The organism is Bordetella sp. BOR01 (genome assembly GCF_019218885.1).
In the GTDB taxonomy this organism is placed as follows: domain Bacteria; phylum Pseudomonadota; class Gammaproteobacteria; order Burkholderiales; family Burkholderiaceae_B; genus Bordetella_A.
Genome location: NZ_JAHUWT010000005.1, coordinates 297,408 through 316,995, shown reverse-complemented (window position 1 = coordinate 316,995; position 19,588 = coordinate 297,408). Strand labels below are relative to the sequence as shown.

Genomic DNA, 19,588 nt, shown 5'->3' with positions numbered 1-19,588 from the left:
CGACCATCGCAGCGACACCCGTTTTTCCCGCCTCTGGAGGAGACACGCATGAACAAAGCATCGTTGGCATTGACCACACTATCGGCCACCATCGCGGCCGGCGTCGCGGGCACCGCGCACGCGGCGGGATTCCAGCTACTAGAGCAAAACGCCAGCGGCCTGGGCAACGCGTATGCGGGCTCGGCGGCCGTGGCGGAAAACGCCAGCACCATCTACTTCAACCCGGCGGGCATGACCTACCTGCCGGGGCTCAATGTATCGGCGGGTGTCAATGCGATCCTGCCCTCGTTCAAGTTCCGCGACAACGGCAACAGCCGCAATCCCACCGCCCTGGGCGGCGGCGCCCCCCTGGGCGGCAGTGGCGGCGATGCGGGCAACCTGGGCGTGGTGCCCAATGCCTATTTCTCGTGGCAACTGAACGAACAATGGTTCGTCGGCTTGGGCGTGGGCGCCCCGTTCGGCCTGATGACCGAATACGACGACAACTGGGTGGGCCAATACCATTCCACCAAGTTCGACATCAAGACCGTCAACATCAATCCCTCGGTGGCATACAAGGTCAACGACCAGTTCTCGATGGGCTTTGGCCTGAACTACCAATACATCGATGCGCAGTACACCAAGAAAGTGGTGGTGCCGATCTCGCCGATGGGGCCGTTCCTGCCGGGCGATGCCGACCTCAACCTGGATGGCGACGCCTGGGGCTGGAATGCGGGCGTCATGCTGCAACCCACTGAAGACACCCGCATCGGCCTGTCGTACCGGTCCAAGATCAAGCACACCGCCAAGGGTGACACCAAGATCGACGGCTTCGCCCCGGGCCAGTCGCTGTCGTACGACGCCAAGGCCTCGGTAGACCTGCCCGACACACTCATTCTCAGCGGCCTGCACCGGCTGAACGAACGCTGGGAACTGCTGGGCGATATCTCCTGGACAGGCTGGAGCAGCATTCCGGAACTGAAGATCAAGAACAACGGCGGCCCCACCGACACGCTGCCGCTCGAATTCCGCGACAGCTGGCGCGTGGCGCTGGGCGCCAACTACCAATTCGCACCCAAATGGAAATGGCGCTTCGGCGTGGCCTGGGACCAATCCCCGGTGCACAACCCGTCCGATCGCCCCACCGCGCTGCCCGACACCGATCGCTGGTGGTTCTCGACGGGGGTACAGTATCAGGCAAGCAAAGACACGCGCATCGACGTCGGCTATACCTATCTGTACTTGCGCGATGCCGACATCGACACCGATTCGGGCAACGCCCTGACCAAGGGGCGTGTATCGGGCGACTACAGCAGCAAGGGAAACATCCTGGGCATCCAGGTGTCCACCCGGTTCTGACCGCATCAGCGCGCCAGACCTGCGGCGCCCATCCGCGGCCCCACCCGGGCCGCGGACCGCGCCGCCCACACAGGAGACCGCTTTGAGCAGCAAGTTCAACGTCAAACACGCCGCCGTGCTGGGCGCCGGCGTCATGGGCGCGCAGATCGCCGCCCACCTGGCCAACGCCGGCGTGCCGGTGATCCTGTTCGACCTTACCGCCAAGGAAGGCGACCGCAATGGCATCGCCGGCAAGGCTTTGGCCGGCCTGAAGAAGCTCGAGCCTGCCCCGCTGGCCAGCCCATCGCGCCTGGCGCTGATCACGCCCGCCAACTACGACGACCACCTGGAACGCCTGGCCGGCTGCGACCTGGTCATCGAGGCCATCGCCGAGCGCATGGACTGGAAAACCGCGCTGTACGAGCGCATTGCGCCGCACGTGGCCCCCGGCGCCATCCTGGCCTCGAACACCTCGGGCCTGTCGATCGGCGAACTGGCCGATGCGCTGCCCCAGGCCTTGCGCGCGCGCTTCTGCGGCGTGCATTTCTTCAATCCACCGCGCTATATGCGGCTGGTCGAACTCATCGCGACGCGGCATACGCAGGCCGACGTGCTCGATCACCTGGAAAGCTGGCTGACCACGCGGCTGGGCAAGGGCGTCATCCGCGCGCTGGACACGCCCAACTTCATCGCCAACCGCATCGGCGTGTTCTCCATTCTGGCGGCCCTGCACCATACCGAACGGCTGGGCCTGGGCTTCGACGAGGTCGATGCCCTGACCGGCCCGAAGATCGGCCGGCCCAAGAGCGCCACGTATCGTACGGCCGACGTGGTGGGCCTGGATACGCTGGCCCATGTAGTCGGCACGATGCGCGACAAACTGCCCCAGGACCCCTGGCATGCGCACTTCCAGTTGCCGGCCTGGCTAGACACCCTGATCGAGCGCGGCGCGCTGGGGCAGAAAAACGGTGCCGGCGTGTACCGTAAAGTGGGCAAGGAAATCCGGGTACTGGACCCTGCCGCGGGCGACTACCGGCCCGCTGCCGGCGCCGTGGCCGGCGAAGTCGATGCCATCCTGAAGCAGCGCGACGCCGCCCAGCGCTTTGCCGCATTGCGCGCCAGCCAGCACCCCCAGGCCCAATTCCTGTGGAGCCTGTTCCGCGACATCTTCCACTACAGCGCATTCCAGCTGGAACACATTGCGGATAATGCGCGCGACGCCGACCTGGCGATGCGCTGGGGCTTCGGCTGGGCACAAGGCCCGTTCGAAACCTGGCAAGCGGCCGGCTGGCAGGCCATCGCGGCCGCCGTGGCCGAAGACATCGCCGCCGGCCAGGCCATGAGCCAGGCGCCGCTGCCGGCCTGGGCACTGGAAAGCGGCCGCACGGGCGTGCACGATGCGCAAGGCTCGTACTCCGCGCGCAACCAGGGCCAGCAGCCGCGTTCCGCCCTGCCCGTCTATGCGCGCCAATTGTTCCCCGAACGCCTGGTGGGCGAACCGCCCGCAGCCCGCGGCACCACCCTGTGGGAAAACGAAGGCGTACGGCTGTGGCATCTGCCCGAGGTCGATGGCGGCATCGGCATCCTGTCGTTCACCTCGAAGATGCACACCATCGGCAGCGAAGTGCTCGATGGCGTCATGCAGGCGGTTCAACATAGCGAACAGGCGCTCGATGCCCTGGTGCTGTGGCACGAACCGCCGTTTGCGGTGGGCGCCAACCTGGCACAGGTGGCGCAGGCCTGCGCGGCCGGCCAGTTCGACCTTCTGGAAGCCACGGTAGAAAAATTCCAGCGCGCCTCGCTGGCGCTGCGCTATGCCCGCGTGCCCACCGTGGCCGCGGTGCAGGGCATGGCGCTGGGCGGTGGCTGCGAATTCCTGATGCATTGCAGCCATCGCGTGCTGGCCCTGGAAAGCTATATCGGCCTGGTCGAGGCCGGTGTGGGCCTGGTGCCGGCCGGCGGCGGCAGCAAGGCGCTGGCCGTGCGCGCCGCCACCCTGGCGGCCGCCACCGCAACACCCGCCGAAGTCTTCCCGTACCTGCAGCCGGTATTCCAGAACATCGCCACCGCACAGGTCGCCAAGAGCGCGCTGCATGCCATCGACATGGGCTACGCGCAGGCCACCGACGCGGTGGTGTTCCACCCCGATGAACTACTGTGGGTGGCTTTGCACCAGGCCCGCGCGGCGGCCGATATCGGCCACGTGCCACCCGCCCGGCCGCAAGGCATACCGGTGGCGGGCCGCACCGGCATCGCCAATTGCGAGATGGTGCTGGTCAACATGCGCGAAGGCGGCATGATCAGCGCGCACGACTACCAGGTGGCGCGCAGCGCCGCCGTGGCGCTGTGCGGGGGCGAGGTCGAAGCGGGCACCCGGGTCGACGAGGAATGGCTGCTGGCCGTGGAACGCCGCGAGTTCGTGGCGCTGCTGCGCACGCCCGAAACCCAGGCGCGCATCCGCCACACGCTTGAAACCGGCAAACCGCTGCGCAATTGAGAAGGAATCGCCATGAGCAAACAGATCCAGGACGCCTATATCGTGGCCGCCACCCGCCTGCCGGTGGGCAAGCGCAACGGCATCTATATCAGCACGCGGCCCGACGACATGCTGGCCGCCGCGCTGCGCGCCGCGCTGGCGCAGGTGCCGGCGCTGGACCCGGCGCGCGTGGAAGACGTGATCGCCGGCTGCGCCATGCCCGAGGCCGAGCAAGGCATGAACGTGGCGCGCATGAGCCTGCTGCTGGCCGGCCTGCCCGACAATGTGCCGGGCGTGACGGTCAACCGCTTCTGCGCGTCGGGCCTGCAAGCGGTGGCCGATGCCGCCGCCCGCATCCGCCTGGGCGCGGCCGACGTAATCATCGCCGCCGGCACCGAGTCCATGAGCGCCATGCCCCAGATCATGGGCAACAAGGTCGCCATCAACCCCGAGATCTTCGCGCACGACGAGAACCTGGGCATGGCCTTCGGCATGGGCCTGACCGGCGAGAAAGTCGCCGAGCAATGGAAGGTGTCGCGCGAAGACCAGGACGCCTTCGCGCTGGCCTCGCACCAGAAGGCCTGCGTAGCCATAGCCGCCGGACACTTCGATGCGGAAATCACGCCCTACCAGGTCGTCAACCATCTGCCTGGCGAGGCCGGCGCGGTGCGTGCCGTCGAACGGCTGTCCGAGCACGACGAAGGGCCGCGCCCGGACACCAGCGCCGAAGCGCTGGCCAAGCTCAGGCCGGTGTTCGCCGCGCGCGGCTCGGTCACCGCGGGCAACAGTTCGCAGATGTCCGATGGCGCGGCTGCGGTCATTCTGGTGTCCGAGCGCGTGCTGCGCGAACTGAACCTGGTGCCGCTGGCGCGCTTTGTCGGCTTCTCGGTGGCCGGCGTGCCGCCGCAGATCATGGGCATCGGCCCGAAGATGGCCATACCCAAGGCCCTGGCCGCGGCTGGCATCGCCCAGCACGAGCTCGACTGGATCGAACTGAACGAAGCCTTCGCGGCGCAATCGCTGGCCGTGATGCGCGACCTGGGCCTGGACCCCGCCCGCGTCAACCCCCTGGGCGGCGCTATCGCACTGGGCCATCCGCTGGGCGCCACCGGCGCCATCCGCACTGCCACGCTGGTACACGGCCTGCGCCGCACCGGCGGCAAATACGGCATGGTCACCATGTGCGTGGGCACGGGCATGGGCGCGGCCGGCATCTTCGAGGCGCTGTAGCGCCCGCGCCGTGAAGCCGTACTGGTTCAAGAACCTGCCGCCGGCGTGGCGGGCCCGGTTGATGAGGATGGGTTTCAACCTGCACCCCGCCTTCCGGGCCACCGGCGGGCGGGTCACGCACCTGTCGCCCGACTTCCTGCACCTGCGCATCCGGTTGCCGCTAGTCAGGCGCACGCGCAACATCGTCGGGTCGATGTACGGCGGATCGCTGTTTGCCGTTACCGATGGCGCCCACCCCACCCTGTTGATGTCGGCCTTGGGGGCCGATACCATCGTGTGGGACAAGGCGGCCACCATCCGCTACCGCAAGCCGGCCTACGGAACGCTGTACGCCGACTTCCGCATCGACCGCGCCGATATCGCGGCCATCCGGGCCGAGCTGGCGCGCCAGCATGAAACCATCCGGGTGTATGTGGTGGAACTCAAGGACGACAATGGCGTGGTGTACGCCGTGGTCGAGCGCACGGTGTATATCGCCGACAAGCAGTTCTACAAAACCAAGGCCCGCGGCAGCGTGCCGGACGATGCCCGTGCAGATGGCGGCGCAACGCCCGACGCCTGAACGGGCCAGCGTGGACGACGATATGGAACGCATCTGGCTCGACAGCTATCCCCCCGGCATCCCGGCCGACATCGATATTTCGCCCTACAGCTCGCTGCTGGATGTCCTTGACGATAGTTGCCGGCGCTTCGCCGACCGGCCGGCCTACACCAGCCTGGGCACCACCATCACCTATGCGCAATTGGACCGCCTGTCGCGCGACTTCGCGGCCTGGCTGCAATCGCGCGGCCTGCGGCAAGGCGACAGGGTCGCGCTGATGCTGCCCAACTTGCTGCAGTACCCGGTGTGCCTGTTCGGCGCCTTGCGCGCCGGCTGCGCGGTGGTCAGCTGCAATCCGCTCTACACCGCGCACGAACTGGCCCACCAGTTGGCCGATTCGGGTGCGCAGGCCATCGTCATCGCCGAGAACTTCGCCCATACCCTGCAGCGGGCCCTGCCGCGCACGGCGCTGCGGCATATCGTGGCCACCTCGGTGGGCGAACTGCTGGGGCCGCTGAAAGGGCGTGCCATCGATTTCGCGGTACGCCATGTGAAGCGCAAGGTGCCGGCCTGGTCGCTGCCCGGCTCGGTGCGCCTGCGCCATGCACTGGATACGGGCCATGGCATGCCGCTGCAGGCGCCCGCGCTGACGCGCGCCGACCCGGCCTTCCTGCAGTACACCGGTGGCACCACCGGCGTTGCCAAGGCCGCGGTGCTGACGCACGGCAACATGCTCGCCAACCTGTGCCAGGCGCACGCCTGGGTGCGCGGGCTGGTGCGCGAAGGCGAAGAATGCGTGGTCACCGCGCTGCCGCTTTATCATGTGTTCGCCCTGACCGCCAATTGCCTGACCTTCCTGAAGCTGGGCGCGCGCAACCTGCTGATTCTCGATCCACGCGACCTGCCTGCCTTCATCAAGGCCATGCGCAAGACACCCTTCAGCGCCATCACGGGCGTGAATACGCTGTTCTGCGCCCTGCTCAACCATCCCGACTTCGCCAAGCTGGATTTTTCCCGGCTGCGCCTGACCATGGGCGGCGGCATGGCAGTGCAGCGTGCCGTCGCGCAGCGCTGGCGCGAGGTCACCGGCATAGCGCTGGCGCAGGCCTACGGGCTGACCGAAACCGCGCCGGCGGTCACCATCAATCCCCTGGATGTCGAGACGTTCACCGGGTCGATCGGCCTGCCCGTGCCATCGACCGATCTATCGGTACGCGACGATGACGGCCGCGAGCTGCCCCTGGGCGAAACAGGCGAACTTTGTGTACGCGGCCCGCAAGTGATGTCGGGCTACTGGAACCGGCCCGATGAAACGGCGCTGGTGTTCCACCCCGACGGCTTCCTGCGCACCGGCGACATGGGCTACGTGGACGAACGCGGCTATGTGTTCCTGGTAGACCGCAAGAAAGACCTGATCCTGGTGTCCGGCTTCAACGTCTACCCCAACGAAGTCGAAGATGCCGCCGCCCTGCACCCGGGGGTGCGCGAGGTGGCGGCGATAGGCGTACCCGACGAGCGGTCCGGCGAAGCCGTGAAGCTGTTCGTCATACGCCGCGACCCCACCCTGGATGCCCAGACCCTGATCGCCCATTGCCGCCAGCACCTGACCGGATACAAAGTGCCCCGCCACGTGGAATTCCGGGAAGACCTGCCCCGTACGCCGGTCGGCAAGATCCTGCGCCGCGAACTCAGAACCCCGCCGGCATCCTGAGGCGCGCAAGGGTCCTGGCTAGGATGCACCTTCGCGGCTTAATATGCTTATTCCCCCCTCGCTGTCTCGCAGATGAAACGCGTCCCCGTCCCCCTGAATCCGCTGCGAGCCTTCGAGGCTTCTGCGCGGCTGCTCAGCTTTACGCTGGCCGCCGAAGAACTCAGTGTCACGCAGGTTGCGATCAGCCGCCAGGTCCGCGTGCTGGAAGACTACCTGGGCGTCGAACTGTTCGCGCGCGGGCCACGCTCTATCCAGCTGACCGACGCGGGCGCGCGGCTATATCCGTCGGTGGGCCGCGCCTTCGATGAAATATCGCATGCCGCCGCGCTGGTCAGCCGGCGCAATCGCCCCGACGTGCTGGCCATCCAGGCCTACACCACCTTCGCGCAGCATGGCCTGATCCCGCTGTTGTCGCACTTTCATGAAAAATACCCCGGTATCGAGGTGCGCCTGTCGGCTTCGACCCAGGCCGTGGACTTCGACCACCAAGACCTGGATGCCGCCATTCGTTCGGGCGCCGGCCGCTGGCCCGATTATGAAAGCGACTTCCTGGCACCCATCGAATTGCTGCCGGTGATCAGCCCGCGCCTGCTGAAATCGGCGGGTGGCCTGCGCCGTGCCGGCGACCTGCGCCGCATCACCCTGCTGCATTCGCTGGCCCGGCCCGACGACTGGGCCGCCTGGCTGTATGCGGCCGGGCATGACGATACCGTGGGCTTGCGAGTGCTGAAGTTCGAGAACTCCGCCATGGCCTACGAGGCTGCCATCCAGGGCGTGGGCTGTGCCATCGGCATCCGCGCGCTGGTGGGACGCTACCTGGCATCGGGCGCCCTGGTGGCGCCTTTCGCGCTGACTCACACCCTGCAGGACGGCTATTACCTGGTGCGCCCCAAGGGCCGTCCCGAATCGCCGGCCTTGCGCATCTTCCGCGCGTGGCTGCTGGACATTTTGTCCCACCCGACGGTCGATGCCCAACAATAAGTTGGGCTAGGGTGGATAAATTGTTGATTGTCCGTCCTGGCCCCGCTGTCCCACAATTTCGCTGCAGTTCCACCTTTGAGATGGAACCCAACGAGAAAACCGGAGACAGCCATCATGTCCGCTTCATCTATCCTGGCGCATGCCCGCGCCGCACGCAGCCTGTTGACGCTGGGGCTGGCCGCCGCGCTGGCCATGGGGGCCGCGCCCGCCCACGCCGCTTTCCCCGAACGGCCGGTGACGCTGGTCGTGCCCTTTGCCCCCGGCGGCGGCACTGACAACATTGCACGCACGCTGGCCGAAGGCATGGGCAAAGACCTGGGCCAGACCGTCATCGTCGAGAACCGCCCGGGTGCCGGCACCGTCATCGGCACGCAGTTCGTGGCCCGCAGCGAGCCCGACGGCTACACCCTGGTCATGGCCACCTTCGCGCATGCCGTGAACCCGTCGCTGCACAAAGACCTGCCGTTCGACACCAAGCGCGCGTTCGCCCCGGTAGCCCTGGTGGCGCATTCGCCCAATGTGCTGGTGGTCAACCCCAAGACGCCTTTCAAGAACGTCCAGCAACTGCTGGACTACGCGCGCGCCAATCCGGGCAAGCTGAACTATGGCTCGTTCGGCAACGGCACCTCGGCGCATCTGGCGGGCGAACTGTTCAAGTCCCTGGCCAAGGTCGACCTGGTGCATGTGCCCTACAAAGGCAGCGCGCCGGCACTGAACGACCTGATCGGCGGCCAGATCGACCTGATGTTCACCACCGTGGCCAGTGTTGCGTCGCACATCAAGAACGGCACGCTGCGCGCCCTGGCGGTAACGTCGGCCACGCGCTCGCCGGCCTTTCCCGATCTGCCCACCGTGGCCGAAGCCGGCGTGCCGGGCTACCAGGCAGAAAGCTGGTACGGCCTGTATGCGCCGGCCAATACCCCGGACGCGGTCGTGCAGCGCCTGAACGCATCGGTGGCCAAGGCCGTGCAATCGCCCGCTTTCCAGCAGCGGGTGGCCGACGAGGGCCTGATGGTCGACGTGGGCCAGCCCGACCAACTTGCGCGCTACGTCGATGCCGAAGAAAAGCGCTGGAGCCAGGTCGTGCGCGACGCCCACCTGCAGCAGAACTGAAACCCTTGTTGCCCCTTACCTGCCATCGACCATGACATCGACTGATACTTCCTCTTTGCCCACCGCCATCCTGCTTGACGTGCAAGATGGTATCGGCGTGCTGACGTTGAACCGCCCCGCCGTGCGCAACGCCATCGACGACGCCATGCGCACCGAATTGCTGGATGCGCTGGACCGCGCCGCGCGCGACCCCGCCATACGCGCCCTGGTCGTCACGGGCGCCGGCAAGGCCTTCTGCGCCGGCGGCGATATCAAGGGCATGAAAGCCCGCCTGGACGCGCCGGCGGGCGATGTAGCGTTCAATGGCTGGACCCGCCAGCAACGCACCCATCATGCGCTCACCGCGCTGTTCAAGCTGCCCAAGCCCACCATCGCCGCGGTCAACGGCGCGGCGGCCGGCCTGGGTTGCGACATGGCGCTGTCGTGCGACTTTGTCATCGCCGCCGATAACGCGCCATTGTCGATGACCTACATCCATCGCGGCCTGATCCCGGATGGCGGCGGCATGTATTTCCTGCCGCGCCGCGTAGGCCTGGCGCGCGCCAAGGAACTGATCTTCTCGGGCCGCCGCGTGGCGGCCGACGAAGCCTTGGCGATAGGCATGATCGACCGCGTCGCCGCACCCGAGGCCCTGCTGGTGCAGGCGCGCGCCTGGGCGGCGGAACTGTCGCATGGATCGGCCGCCGCGCTGGCATTGGCCAAGACCCAGTTGAACCAGACCTACGAACTCAGCGCCGAACAGTCGTTCGCCATGAGCAGCCAGGCCCAGGCCATGTGCTACAGCACGGCGGAACACCGCGCCTCGGTGGCGGCGTTCCTGGCCAAGACCGCGTCCAAGGGGTAGCACATGCGCCAGCTCGATCGCCTGCTGCGCCCGCGCAGCGTTGCCGTCATTGGCGCCTCGTCCGATGCGGCCAAGACCGCCGGCCGCCCTATCGCCTACCTGCAGAAGCACGGCTACACCGGCCGCATCTATCCGGTGAACCCGCGCAATGACACCATCGCCGGGCTGCCCTGTTATTCCGATATCGCCGCGCTGCCGGATGCGCCGGATGTGGGCCTGGTGCTGCTGGGCGCCAGCCGCGCCGTGCAGGCGGTCGGCGAGCTCGCGCAGCGCGGCGCGGGCGCCGCCATCGTGCTGGCCAGCGGCTTCCAGGAAACCGGCGCCGCGGGGGCGGGCCGCCAGCAGGCCTTGCGCGAGGCGGCTGGCAGCATGCCTTTGCTGGGGCCCAATACCATCGGCCTGGTCAACCTGACCGACGGCATCACCCTGTCGGCCACCGGCGCGCTGGAAATGGATGACCTGCGCACCGGCTCGATCGCCGTGGTGTCGCAAAGCGGAGGCGTGCTGGGCGCCATGCTGTCGCGCGCCGCCAGCCGCGGCATCGGTTTCTCGAAGCTGGTGTCCACCGGCAATGAAGCCGACCTGGACGTGGCGGATTTCATCGACATCCTGCTCGACGATCCCGCGACGTCGGTCATCGCGCTGTACATTGAAGGCTTGCGCAAGCCGGCCGCCTTCCGCGCGGCCGCGCAGCGCGCCGCGCAGCTGGGCAAGCCGCTGGTGGCGTTCAAGGTGGGCCGTTCAGAATCGGGCGCACGCTCGGCGGTATCGCACACCGGAGCCCTGGCGGGCGCCGACCGGCTGTACGACGCGCTGTTTGCCCAGTGCGGCGTCATCCGCGCACAAACCTTTGCCGACCTGCTCGATATCCCGGCCGCGCTGTGCACCGGCCGGCGCCTGGCCGGCAAGCGCATCGCCATCCTGACCTCGACCGGCGGCGCGGGTACGCTGGTGGCCGATAGCTGCGGCCTGGCCGGGCTGGACACGCCCGCCCCCGATGCCGATACGGCCGCGCGCCTGGATGCGCTGCAAAGCGGCGACGAGGCCGTGCTGAGCCGCAACCCCATCGACCTGACCCTGGCGGGCCTGAAGCCCGACCTGCTGCGCGGCGCCATCGACACGCTGCTGGCCAGCCCATCTTATGACGGCGCCGTGGTGGTTGCCGGTTCTTCGTCATTGCAGCATCCCACCCTGGTCTCTTCCGCGGTGGGCGATTGCCTGAAAAAGAGCGGCAAGCCCGTGCTGGTGTATGTCAGCCCGCACGCGCCGCACATTCTGGCCGACCTGAATCGCCAGGGCATACCCGCCTTCGCCGCTCCCGAAAGCTGCGCGGCGGCCTTCTCGGCCATGCTGGCGCAGGAAGCAGCAGCCCAGGCGCAACCCGCCGCCACGCCCCAGGCCGTACGCGACGACGCGCGCGCCTTGCCGGCCGGCCCCTTGAACGAAGCCGACAGCAAGGCCTTGTTCGCGTCGTTCGGCATCGCCTCGGTGCGCGAGACCGTGGCGGCCACCTCCGCTGCGGCCGCCGCAGCCGCGCCCGCGCTGGGCGACAGGGTCGTGCTGAAGGTACTGTCGCGGCACCTGGCGCACAAGAGCGACATCGGCGGCGTGGCGGTCGGCGTGCCGGCGGCCGACGTGGCCGCGCGCGGCCAGGCCATGCTGCAAACCGTGCAGGCCGCCACCGCTGCGCCGCTTGAAGGCCTGCTGGTACAAGAAATGGTGGCCGGCGGCACCGAAATGATCCTGGGCTTTCACCGCGACCCGCAACTGGGCCCATCCATACTGCTGGGCATGGGGGGCGTGGCGGCGGAGTTGTTCAACGATACGGAACTGCGCCTGCTGCCGCTGACCCGCGCCGATGCCGAAGACATGGTACGCAGCCTGAAGACCTGGCCCCTGCTCGACGGCTACCGCGGGCGGCCACGGGCCGACGTCCCCGCGCTGGTCGACGCCATCATGGCCTTTGCCACGATGGCGGCCGAACTGGACGCGCAACTGGACGAAGCCGAGATCAACCCGTTGTTCGTGATGCCGGCGGGGCAAGGGGTGAAGGCGGCTGATGGGGTGGTGATAGTGCGGTAGCCGTGCGTAAATCGTTTGCCAGGTGGGCGTGGGCCTTACCACTGCCCGAAATAAATCCCCGCCCGCTTGTGCGCATGGGTGGACCGTTCCACCTGCTCATCCGACATGGTGGTGCGCCGCTTGGCGCGCAATGACCACTCCAGTAAATGCTGCCGCATCTCGGCCCGCACCGCCGCGTGGGCATCGCTGGTGCCCAGGTCCTGGAATTCATCGGGGTCGTCGGCCAGGTCGAACAACTGCTCGGGTTCGTCGCCCCAGCACACATAGCGCCACCGCCCGGTGCGCACGGACCACGCGCGGCATTGCTGCGGCGTCTTGCCCAGCGCCAGCCGCGCCTGGCGGAAGCTGTAGTCCAGTTCCGACACCGCCGCATCGCGCCAAGGCGTGCCGGCCGCCTCGCCATGCAGCAAGGGCTGCAAGGCGCGGCCTTCCAGCCGATGGCTGGCCTGCGGCACGGCCAGTGCCTGCAGGATGGTCGGCACGATATCCACACTTTCGACCAGTTGCTGCCGCACCTGGCCGCGCGTGGCATCGGCGGCGGCGCTGGGGTCCATCACGATCAGCGGCACCCGCTGCACGGCGTCGTAGAACAGCTCTTTCTCGCCCAGCCAATGATCGCCCAGGAAATCGCCGTGGTCGGACGTGAACACGACCAGCGTGTTGCGCATCAGCCCGGCACCTTCCATGTAGTCGAACAAGCGGCCCAGGTGCGTATCCAGCTGGCTGATCAAGCCCTGGTACACGGGCCGCACGGTGCGCACGCATTCTTCGCGCGCGAAGCTCTGGCTTTCCTCGTGCTGGCGATAGGCCCGCAGTACCGGATGCGCGCCGGCCAGCTCTTGCTGGTTACGCACCACCGGCAGGCACTGGTCGCTGCGATACATGCGATGGTAGGGATCGGGCGCCATGTAGGGCCAATGCGGCTTTACATAGCTCAGGTGCAGCGCCCAGGGCTGCGAGCCGCGCTTGCGCATGAAATCCAGGGCGCAGTCAGTGGTGTACGCCGTTTCGGAATGCGGCTCGCGCACGCGCGACGGCAGGTGCGTATTGCGCATCTGCCATCCGCTGACCACCTGTCCGCTGGCGTCCACCGCCGAGATCACGTAGTCGGACCACGGGTCGGCCGAATCGTAGCCATGGCGGCGCAAGAATGCCGGATACCCGCTTTCGTCGCCCGGTTCGTGATGGCCGTCGTAGCGCTCGGCCTCGCGAAAACTGCCGCGTGCCAGCAGCGTACCCAGTTCCGATTCGCCGTCGATGGCCAACCGCTGCAGGCCGGCCTGGTCGGGGATGACATGACTCTTGCCGACCAGCACCAGGTCGCGATCGCGGCCCGCCAGGTATTCGCCCAGCGTCACCTCGCCCACCGACAGCGGCACGCGGTTCCAGGTGGTGCCATGGCTGGACGGATAGCGCCCGGTGTAATAGCTCATGCGCGACGGCCCGCACACGCCGGAGTTCACGAATGCCCGCTCGAAGCGCACGCCGCGCGAGGCCAGCGCATCCAGGTTGGGCGTGCGCAGATAGGGATGTCCATAGCTGCCCAGATGGTCGGCCCGCAGTTGGTCGGCCATGATGAACAGCACGTTCTGGATCTGGCTCATGATATGCCGCTCCGTGCTATTGGGTTGCCTTGAAACCGGATTCGCGCACCACGGGTTCCCATTGTTTGCGATAGGCCGCCAGGGCCTGCGCCGTTTGCGCCGCATCGGCCGACACCGGTTCCAGGCTGGCCGCACGCACCGCCTCTTGCATGGCGGGCTCGCGCATCACCGCGGCGATGTCGCGCGCCAGGCGCTCTACCTTGTCTTGCGGCATGGCCGCCGGCGCAAAGAATGCGTTCCAGCCATCGGCCGCCAGGTCGATACCGGCTTCGCGGAAAGTCGGCACATCGGCCAGCGTCGCTTCACGTTCGGTGCCCGAGGTGGCCAGGATGCGCACACGCCCGCCCTGGTGCTGCGGCAACAAGGTGTCCAGCGTATCGATCGCCTGCGGCAGGATGCCGCCGATCAGTTCGCTGATCAGCGGCCCTGAACCGCGATATCCCACCACTTCGGCCTGCTGGCCGATTTCGTCGCCCAGCATCAACGCAAAGAAGTGCGGCAGGCTGCCGGTGGCCGGCACGCCTACGGTGAAACGGTCGGGATTGTCCTTCAGCCAGGCCCGCAGCGCTTTCATGTCCTTGCGGGGCGAATCGGCCGATACGGCCAGGGCGAACTTGTAGTTGCTGACCAGCGACACCGGCTTGAAATCGCGCTGAGCGTCGTAGCCAGGGTCGGCGTAGACCAGCGGGGCTACTACCATCACCGCGGGGTTGCCCAGCAACAGCACATTCTGGCCCGCCTCGGCATTGCGCAGCAACTGCGCGGAAATACGGCCGCCGGCACCGGTCTTGTTCTCGACGATCACCGAGACGCCCACCCGGTCTTTCAGACGCTCGGCCACCAGCCGGGCGATACGGTCCGAGCTGCCGCCAGGCGGATAGCCCACCACGATCGTCAAGGGGCCGTCCAGCGGCGCGGCCGCCCAGGCCGTAGCGGCCACCACGCATGCCGCCAAGGCGGCCGATATCCGTTTGATCATGTCGTCCTCTCCTGTCCTGAGTTTTCTACTGAGTTGTTGGCTAGGTAAAAGACTGTAGCAATGGAGCGATTTGTTGATCTAATCCAATATCGGCATAAACAAACGCACAGAACCCAGGCAGGAGACCCCGATGCCCCGCATGCCCGCACCACCTCCCGCCCACCTGGCGGATATGCCCATGTATTGCCTGTACCAGGCCTGGTCGCAGGCCAGCCCGGTATTCGTGCGGCTGTGCGAAGGACGATTCGGCATTACCCGGCGCGAATGGCGCGTGCTGGCCGCCGCGGTCGAGTACGGCCCGCTGACCTCGGCCGAACTGGCGGCAACGGCCCGGCTGGACCTGGTGCGCACCTCGCGTGCCCTGGGCACGCTGTGCGAAAAAGGCTGGGCCGAACGGGTGCGCGATGCGGACGACAAACGCATCATGAATGTCATGGCCACCCCGGCCGGGCAGGCGTTGTACCAGGCCATGCTGCCGGAAATCGCGCGCCTGAATGACTTGCTGATGACCGACCTGACCCCGGACGAAGGACGCCAGCTGCTGCGCCTGCTGCAAGTGGTGGCGCAGCGCGGCGCACGCATGGCCACCGAAAATGTCGTGGTCGACAAGGCCAGCAGGCGCCAGGGCGGCACACGCCGGCAGCCGCCCAGGCCGCCGCAGGCCTAGCGCCGGGGCGCCATTCGCCCCTGGCAGGCCGTGGGCAAGCCGCCGTTACGCAACGGCCTGCCACGACGCTGCGTCATCCCCTATAATTCGCGACTTGATCAAGAATCGTTCTTATTCTTGAAACCAAAGTCATCATCTTCTACCGTCGCGGGGATTTCTTGAAAACTCGTTTGCGCGCAGTGTCCGCCCGCAAGGCGCCAACTCTTACCCTGGCCATGCTGGCCGCCAGCCTGGCCGCCTGCGGCGCCCGCGCGCAGGACGCCACGGCCGACACCGCTGCCACCTTGCCTGCCGTGCAGGTCACCGGCAGCCAGGAAACCGCCACCAGCCCGGTCACGGGCTATGTGGCCCGACGCAGCGCCACCGGTACCAAGACCGACACTGCGCTGCGCGAGACCCCGCAGGCCATTACGGTGATCCCGCGCGAACAGATCGTCGACCAGGGCGCGCAGAATGTGCAGGACGCGCTGAATTATGCGGCCGGCGTGCGCCCCAATGCCTACGGCGTGGACAACCGCGCCGACTACGTGCGCGTGCGCGGCGTCGAGCCGGTGCAATACCTGGACGGCCTGCGCCAGTTCTTCAGCTACAACAATCCGCGCACCGACATCTATGCGCTGGAACGCATCGAGGTGCTGCGCGGGCCCTCTTCCATGCTGTACGGCCAGGGCAGTACCGGCGGCGTGCTCAACCTGGTCAGCAAGCGTCCGCAGCCCGAGGCACAGCACGAAATCGGCGTGATCGTGGGCAACAACAACCGCAAGGAAGTACAGGCCGACCTGACCGGACCGGTGACCGAAGACGGCCAGTGGCTATACCGCGTGGTGGCGGTGGCCCGCGACAGCGATACGCAGGTGCAATATGCGCCCGACGACCGCCTGATGCTGGCGCCGTCGCTGACCTGGCAGCCCAGCGCCGCCACGTCGCTGACCCTGCAGGGCTATTTCCAGAAAGACAAGGCCGGCACCACTCAATCATTCTTGCCATGGAACGGCTCGGTCAGCTACAACCCCAACGGCCGGGTGCCCACGCGCCGCTTCGTCAGCGAGCCGGGCTTCGATGCCTATGACACGGAACAATTCAGCCTGGGCTGGCTGTTCGAGCACAAGTTCAACGATCGCTGGACGGTGCGCCAGAATTTCCGCAATACCATCAGCAAGGTCGACTACAAGTCGATGTACCCTGATGCGTACTCGGACACCGAGAATCCGTATATCGATCCCGAACAGACCACGCTCAACCGTTACTGGTATGTCCACAAGCCGCGCATGCGCACGCTGCTGGCCGACCAGAACCTGGAAGGCAAGCTGAACTGGGGCGCCACCGAGCACACCGTGCTGTTCGGGGCCGACTACAGCCGCTACCGCGAAACCGGCGAGGAAGGCTCCGGCATGGGCAGCCCGCTGAACGTCTACCATCCTGTCTACGGCAATATTCCCGACTACGAGACCAGCGATACGCCCAAGACCACGCAGCAGCAGCTGGGCTTTTATGCCCAGGACCAGATCCGCTATCGCAACTGGATCTTCCTGGCAGGCATCCGCCACGACCGTGCCCAGACTGATGTGCAAGGCAGCGACCGCGAAACCGACAACGCCACCACCAAGCGCTTCGGCCTGCTGTATGCCGCCGATAACGGCCTGTCGCCCTACCTGAGCTACAGCGAATCGTTCACCCCCATCGCCGGCACCGATGTGTACAGCAGCCGCTGGAAACCCATGCGCGGCAAGCAATGGGAACTGGGCCTGAAATACATGCCGCCCAACCAGGACCTGGAATTCACCGCGGCCGTGTACGACCTGCGCGAGAAGAACCGCCAGACTCCGGACCCGTCCAACCCCAATAACCAGGTGCAGGCCGGCAAGACCGAGACGCGCGGTGTAGAACTGGAGTTCCGCGGCCGCGTGACCAAGCAGATCGACGTGATCGCCAACTACATCTACACCGACATCGACCCTGCCCTGGAAGGCGTGCCCAAGCACATGGCTTCGCTATGGGGCAAGTACCGCTACGCCGTGGCCGGGATGCAGGGCTTCTCGGCTGGCGCCGGCGTGCGCTACCTGGGCGCCTTTACCGACGGCGGCGCGCCCGAGACGCCTGCGGTCACGCTGTTCGATGCCATGCTGGCCTACGACAGCGGCACCTGGCGCTATGCGCTGAACGTCAACAACATTGCCGACAAGACCTACGAGGTCACGTGCCTGCGGCGCGGCGATTGCTTCTACGGCCAGCGCCGCACCGTGATGCTGAGCGCGGCGTACCGGTTCTGAAGCAACAGAAAAACGATGCCCGGCCGCGGGGCCGGGCACGCCAGGGCGCGGCTTCAGTTCAGAAAGCTCCATACCATCAAGACATGGCAGGCCGTGCCACCCAGCACGAACAGATGCCAGATGCCGTGGGCGTGCGCCCAGCGGCCTGTCTGGCGATAGAACACCAGCCCGACGCTATAGCACAGGGCACCCGCGACCAGCCACGCCAGGCTCGCCGGCGCAAGGCTATCGGCAATTGGCACCGCGGCCGCCAACCCCAGCCATCCCATGGCGACATACAGCGGCACGGCGGGCCGGGTTGGACGGCGCCAGCCCACGATTTCTCGTGCTATTCCCGCCAGTGCCAATGTCCACGCCGCAGCCGTGAGGGGCCATCCCCACTCCTGCCTGAGCGGTATCAGGCCCAGCGACGTGTAGGTCGCTGCGATCAGCAGGTAGATCATGCAATGGTCCAGTTTTTCCCAGACCGCCTTGCCGGGGCCGCGCGCGCAGTGATACGCCACCGAGGTGGCGTAGACGCATACGACGGCCACCGTGAAAATCGCGCAACTGACAATATGCCAGCCGTCGTCCGAGCGGGCGACGACATGAGGTATCAGCAGGCTGGCGCTGGCAAGCGCCAATACCAAGCCTGCCAAATGACTCGTGCTGTTGAATCGCTCGCCGTAGTACATCGTGCAGTTCGTCCGTAGAGGCCCAACTGCAGGTTGTAGACGATATATGTGATGCAAAGATGTCACTGCGGGCGCGCCGCCCGCGCGGCCAGGCCAGTTGCGGCCCGGACCGGCGCCCTACCCCAGCCGCAGGCCCGTGGCCTTGATGATCTTGCCCCACTTCTCCATCTCGGCCCGGATGAACAAGCCGAAGGCCTGCGGCGTGTCGCCCACCAGTTTCACCCCCACTTCATCGAAGCGCCGGACCACGGCCGGATCGGCCAGCACCTGGCGCACCGCGGCGTTCAGGTCGCGCACCACCTCGTCGGGCGTGCCGGCCGGCGCCACCAGTCCGAACCAGGCTTCTGACTCGAACCCCGGCACCGTCTCGGCAATGGCGGGAATGCCTTTCATGCTGTCGACCCGTTGGGCCGATGCCACGCCCAGGGCCCGCATCGTGCCGGCCTGCACCTGCGGATACGTGGTGGGCGAGTTGTCGAACATGACCTGGATCTGTCCGCCGATCAGGTCGGTGGCCGCCGGCGCGCTGCCGCGATAGGGAATGTGCTGCAGGTCGATGCCGGCTTCCAGCTTGAGCAGTTCCATCGTCAGGTGGCTGGTGGTGCCGCTGCCTTGCGAGCCGTATGCGATGCCGCCCGGATGTTGTTTGGCATAGTCGATCAGTTCCGCCACCGAGCCAAAAGGCGCCTTCGGATTGGCCGCCAGCATGATGGGCACCGACGCCAAAAGCGACACGGGAGCGAAATCGCGGATGGGATCGTAGCCAGGATCGGCATACAACTGCTGGTTGATGCTGAGCGGGCCCGCGCTGGATACCAGCAAGGTATAGCCGTCGGGCTTGGCGCGCGCCACGTAGGCCGCGCCGATGTTGCCCCCGGCCCCCTGCCGGTTCTCGACGATGACCGATTGCTTGAATAGGGCCGACAGTTTTTCCGCCAGCACGCGAGCCACCACATCGGTGGTGCCACCCGGCGGGAACGGCACGATGATCGTCACCGCGCGCTCGGGATAAGCCGCGGCCTGCGCCGCAACGGGCACGATGCTGGCCAGCAATAGGCCGGCCAGCGCGCGCAAGGCTTGCTTGTACATGGTTTGTCTC

General features: G+C 66.9%; 15 protein-coding genes. 11 read left to right on the top strand and 4 right to left on the bottom strand.

All coding sequences use genetic code 11. From position 1 onward, the window contains the following. Window positions 1-48: 48 nt before the first annotated feature. From KW845_RS26875 to KW845_RS26835, 9 genes are all read left to right on the top strand, one after another. The gene (locus tag KW845_RS26875; protein WP_218372457.1) at window positions 49-1,338 is read left to right on the top strand and encodes an OmpP1/FadL family transporter; all 1,290 of its coding nucleotides are present in this window, start codon (window positions 49-51) and stop codon (window positions 1,336-1,338) included. Window positions 1,339-1,420: 82 nt separating this feature from the next. After that, window positions 1,421-3,814 (top strand): 3-hydroxyacyl-CoA dehydrogenase NAD-binding domain-containing protein, encoded by a 2,394-nt coding sequence (locus KW845_RS26870; RefSeq protein ID WP_218372456.1) that lies wholly within the window; start codon window positions 1,421-1,423, stop codon window positions 3,812-3,814. A gap of 12 nt (window positions 3,815-3,826) precedes the next feature. Further along, a complete protein-coding gene (locus tag KW845_RS26865) occupies window positions 3,827-5,023 on the top strand; it encodes an acetyl-CoA C-acyltransferase (RefSeq protein ID WP_218372455.1) in 1,197 nt (398 codons plus the stop codon). A gap of 61 nt (window positions 5,024-5,084) precedes the next feature. Beyond that, window positions 5,085-5,585, top strand: a complete 501-nt coding sequence (locus KW845_RS26860) for a DUF4442 domain-containing protein (protein ID WP_255592995.1) — start codon at window positions 5,085-5,087, stop codon at window positions 5,583-5,585. A gap of 22 nt (window positions 5,586-5,607) precedes the next feature. Beyond that, entirely contained in the window at window positions 5,608-7,275 is a 1,668-nt protein-coding gene (locus tag KW845_RS26855) for an AMP-binding protein (RefSeq protein ID WP_218372453.1), read from the top strand. A 72-nt stretch (window positions 7,276-7,347) separates the two neighbouring features. Continuing rightward, a complete protein-coding gene (locus KW845_RS26850; RefSeq protein WP_218372452.1) occupies window positions 7,348-8,256 on the top strand; it encodes a LysR substrate-binding domain-containing protein in 909 nt (302 codons plus the stop codon). A 114-nt stretch (window positions 8,257-8,370) separates the two neighbouring features. Next, window positions 8,371-9,369 (top strand): tripartite tricarboxylate transporter substrate binding protein, encoded by a 999-nt coding sequence (locus tag KW845_RS26845; protein ID WP_218372451.1) that lies wholly within the window; start codon window positions 8,371-8,373, stop codon window positions 9,367-9,369. A 31-nt stretch (window positions 9,370-9,400) separates the two neighbouring features. Then, a complete protein-coding gene (locus KW845_RS26840; protein ID WP_218372450.1) occupies window positions 9,401-10,213 on the top strand; it encodes an enoyl-CoA hydratase/isomerase family protein in 813 nt (270 codons plus the stop codon). 3 nt (window positions 10,214-10,216) lie between these two features. Beyond that, window positions 10,217-12,295: an acetate--CoA ligase family protein gene (locus KW845_RS26835; RefSeq protein ID WP_218372449.1), complete on the top strand. Its 2,079-nt coding sequence runs from the start codon at window positions 10,217-10,219 to the stop codon at window positions 12,293-12,295. A gap of 35 nt (window positions 12,296-12,330) precedes the next feature. On the opposite strand, the gene KW845_RS26830 is transcribed toward KW845_RS26835, so the two are convergent. After that, window positions 12,331-13,899 carry a sulfatase-like hydrolase/transferase gene (locus tag KW845_RS26830; RefSeq protein ID WP_218372448.1) on the bottom strand — a complete coding sequence of 523 codons (1,569 nt, stop codon included), beginning with the start codon at window positions 13,897-13,899 and terminating at the stop codon, window positions 12,331-12,333. A gap of 16 nt (window positions 13,900-13,915) precedes the next feature. After that, window positions 13,916-14,878 carry a Bug family tripartite tricarboxylate transporter substrate binding protein gene (locus KW845_RS26825; RefSeq protein WP_218372447.1) on the bottom strand — a complete coding sequence of 321 codons (963 nt, stop codon included), beginning with the start codon at window positions 14,876-14,878 and terminating at the stop codon, window positions 13,916-13,918. Window positions 14,879-15,008: 130 nt separating this feature from the next. Here KW845_RS26825 and KW845_RS26820 point away from each other — a divergent pair, with 130 nt between their 5' ends. Together KW845_RS26820 and KW845_RS26815 are read left to right on the top strand one after the other, a co-directional pair. Then, complete coding sequence (locus tag KW845_RS26820) at window positions 15,009-15,545, top strand: MarR family winged helix-turn-helix transcriptional regulator (RefSeq protein WP_218372446.1); 537 nt, start codon at window positions 15,009-15,011, stop codon at window positions 15,543-15,545. 215 nt (window positions 15,546-15,760) lie between these two features. Next, a complete protein-coding gene (locus tag KW845_RS26815; RefSeq protein WP_218372561.1) occupies window positions 15,761-17,815 on the top strand; it encodes a TonB-dependent siderophore receptor in 2,055 nt (684 codons plus the stop codon). A 53-nt stretch (window positions 17,816-17,868) separates the two neighbouring features. Here the strand turns inward: KW845_RS26815 and KW845_RS26810 are convergent, their stop codons facing one another. Both KW845_RS26810 and KW845_RS26805 read right to left on the bottom strand, forming a co-directional pair. After that, window positions 17,869-18,489 carry a hemolysin III family protein gene (locus KW845_RS26810; protein ID WP_218372445.1) on the bottom strand — a complete coding sequence of 207 codons (621 nt, stop codon included), beginning with the start codon at window positions 18,487-18,489 and terminating at the stop codon, window positions 17,869-17,871. Between the two features lie 117 nt (window positions 18,490-18,606). Further along, on the bottom strand, window positions 18,607-19,578 hold the full coding sequence (locus KW845_RS26805; RefSeq protein WP_218372444.1) for a tripartite tricarboxylate transporter substrate binding protein: 972 nt from the start codon (window positions 19,576-19,578) through the stop codon (window positions 18,607-18,609). Window positions 19,579-19,588 lie beyond the last annotated feature (10 nt).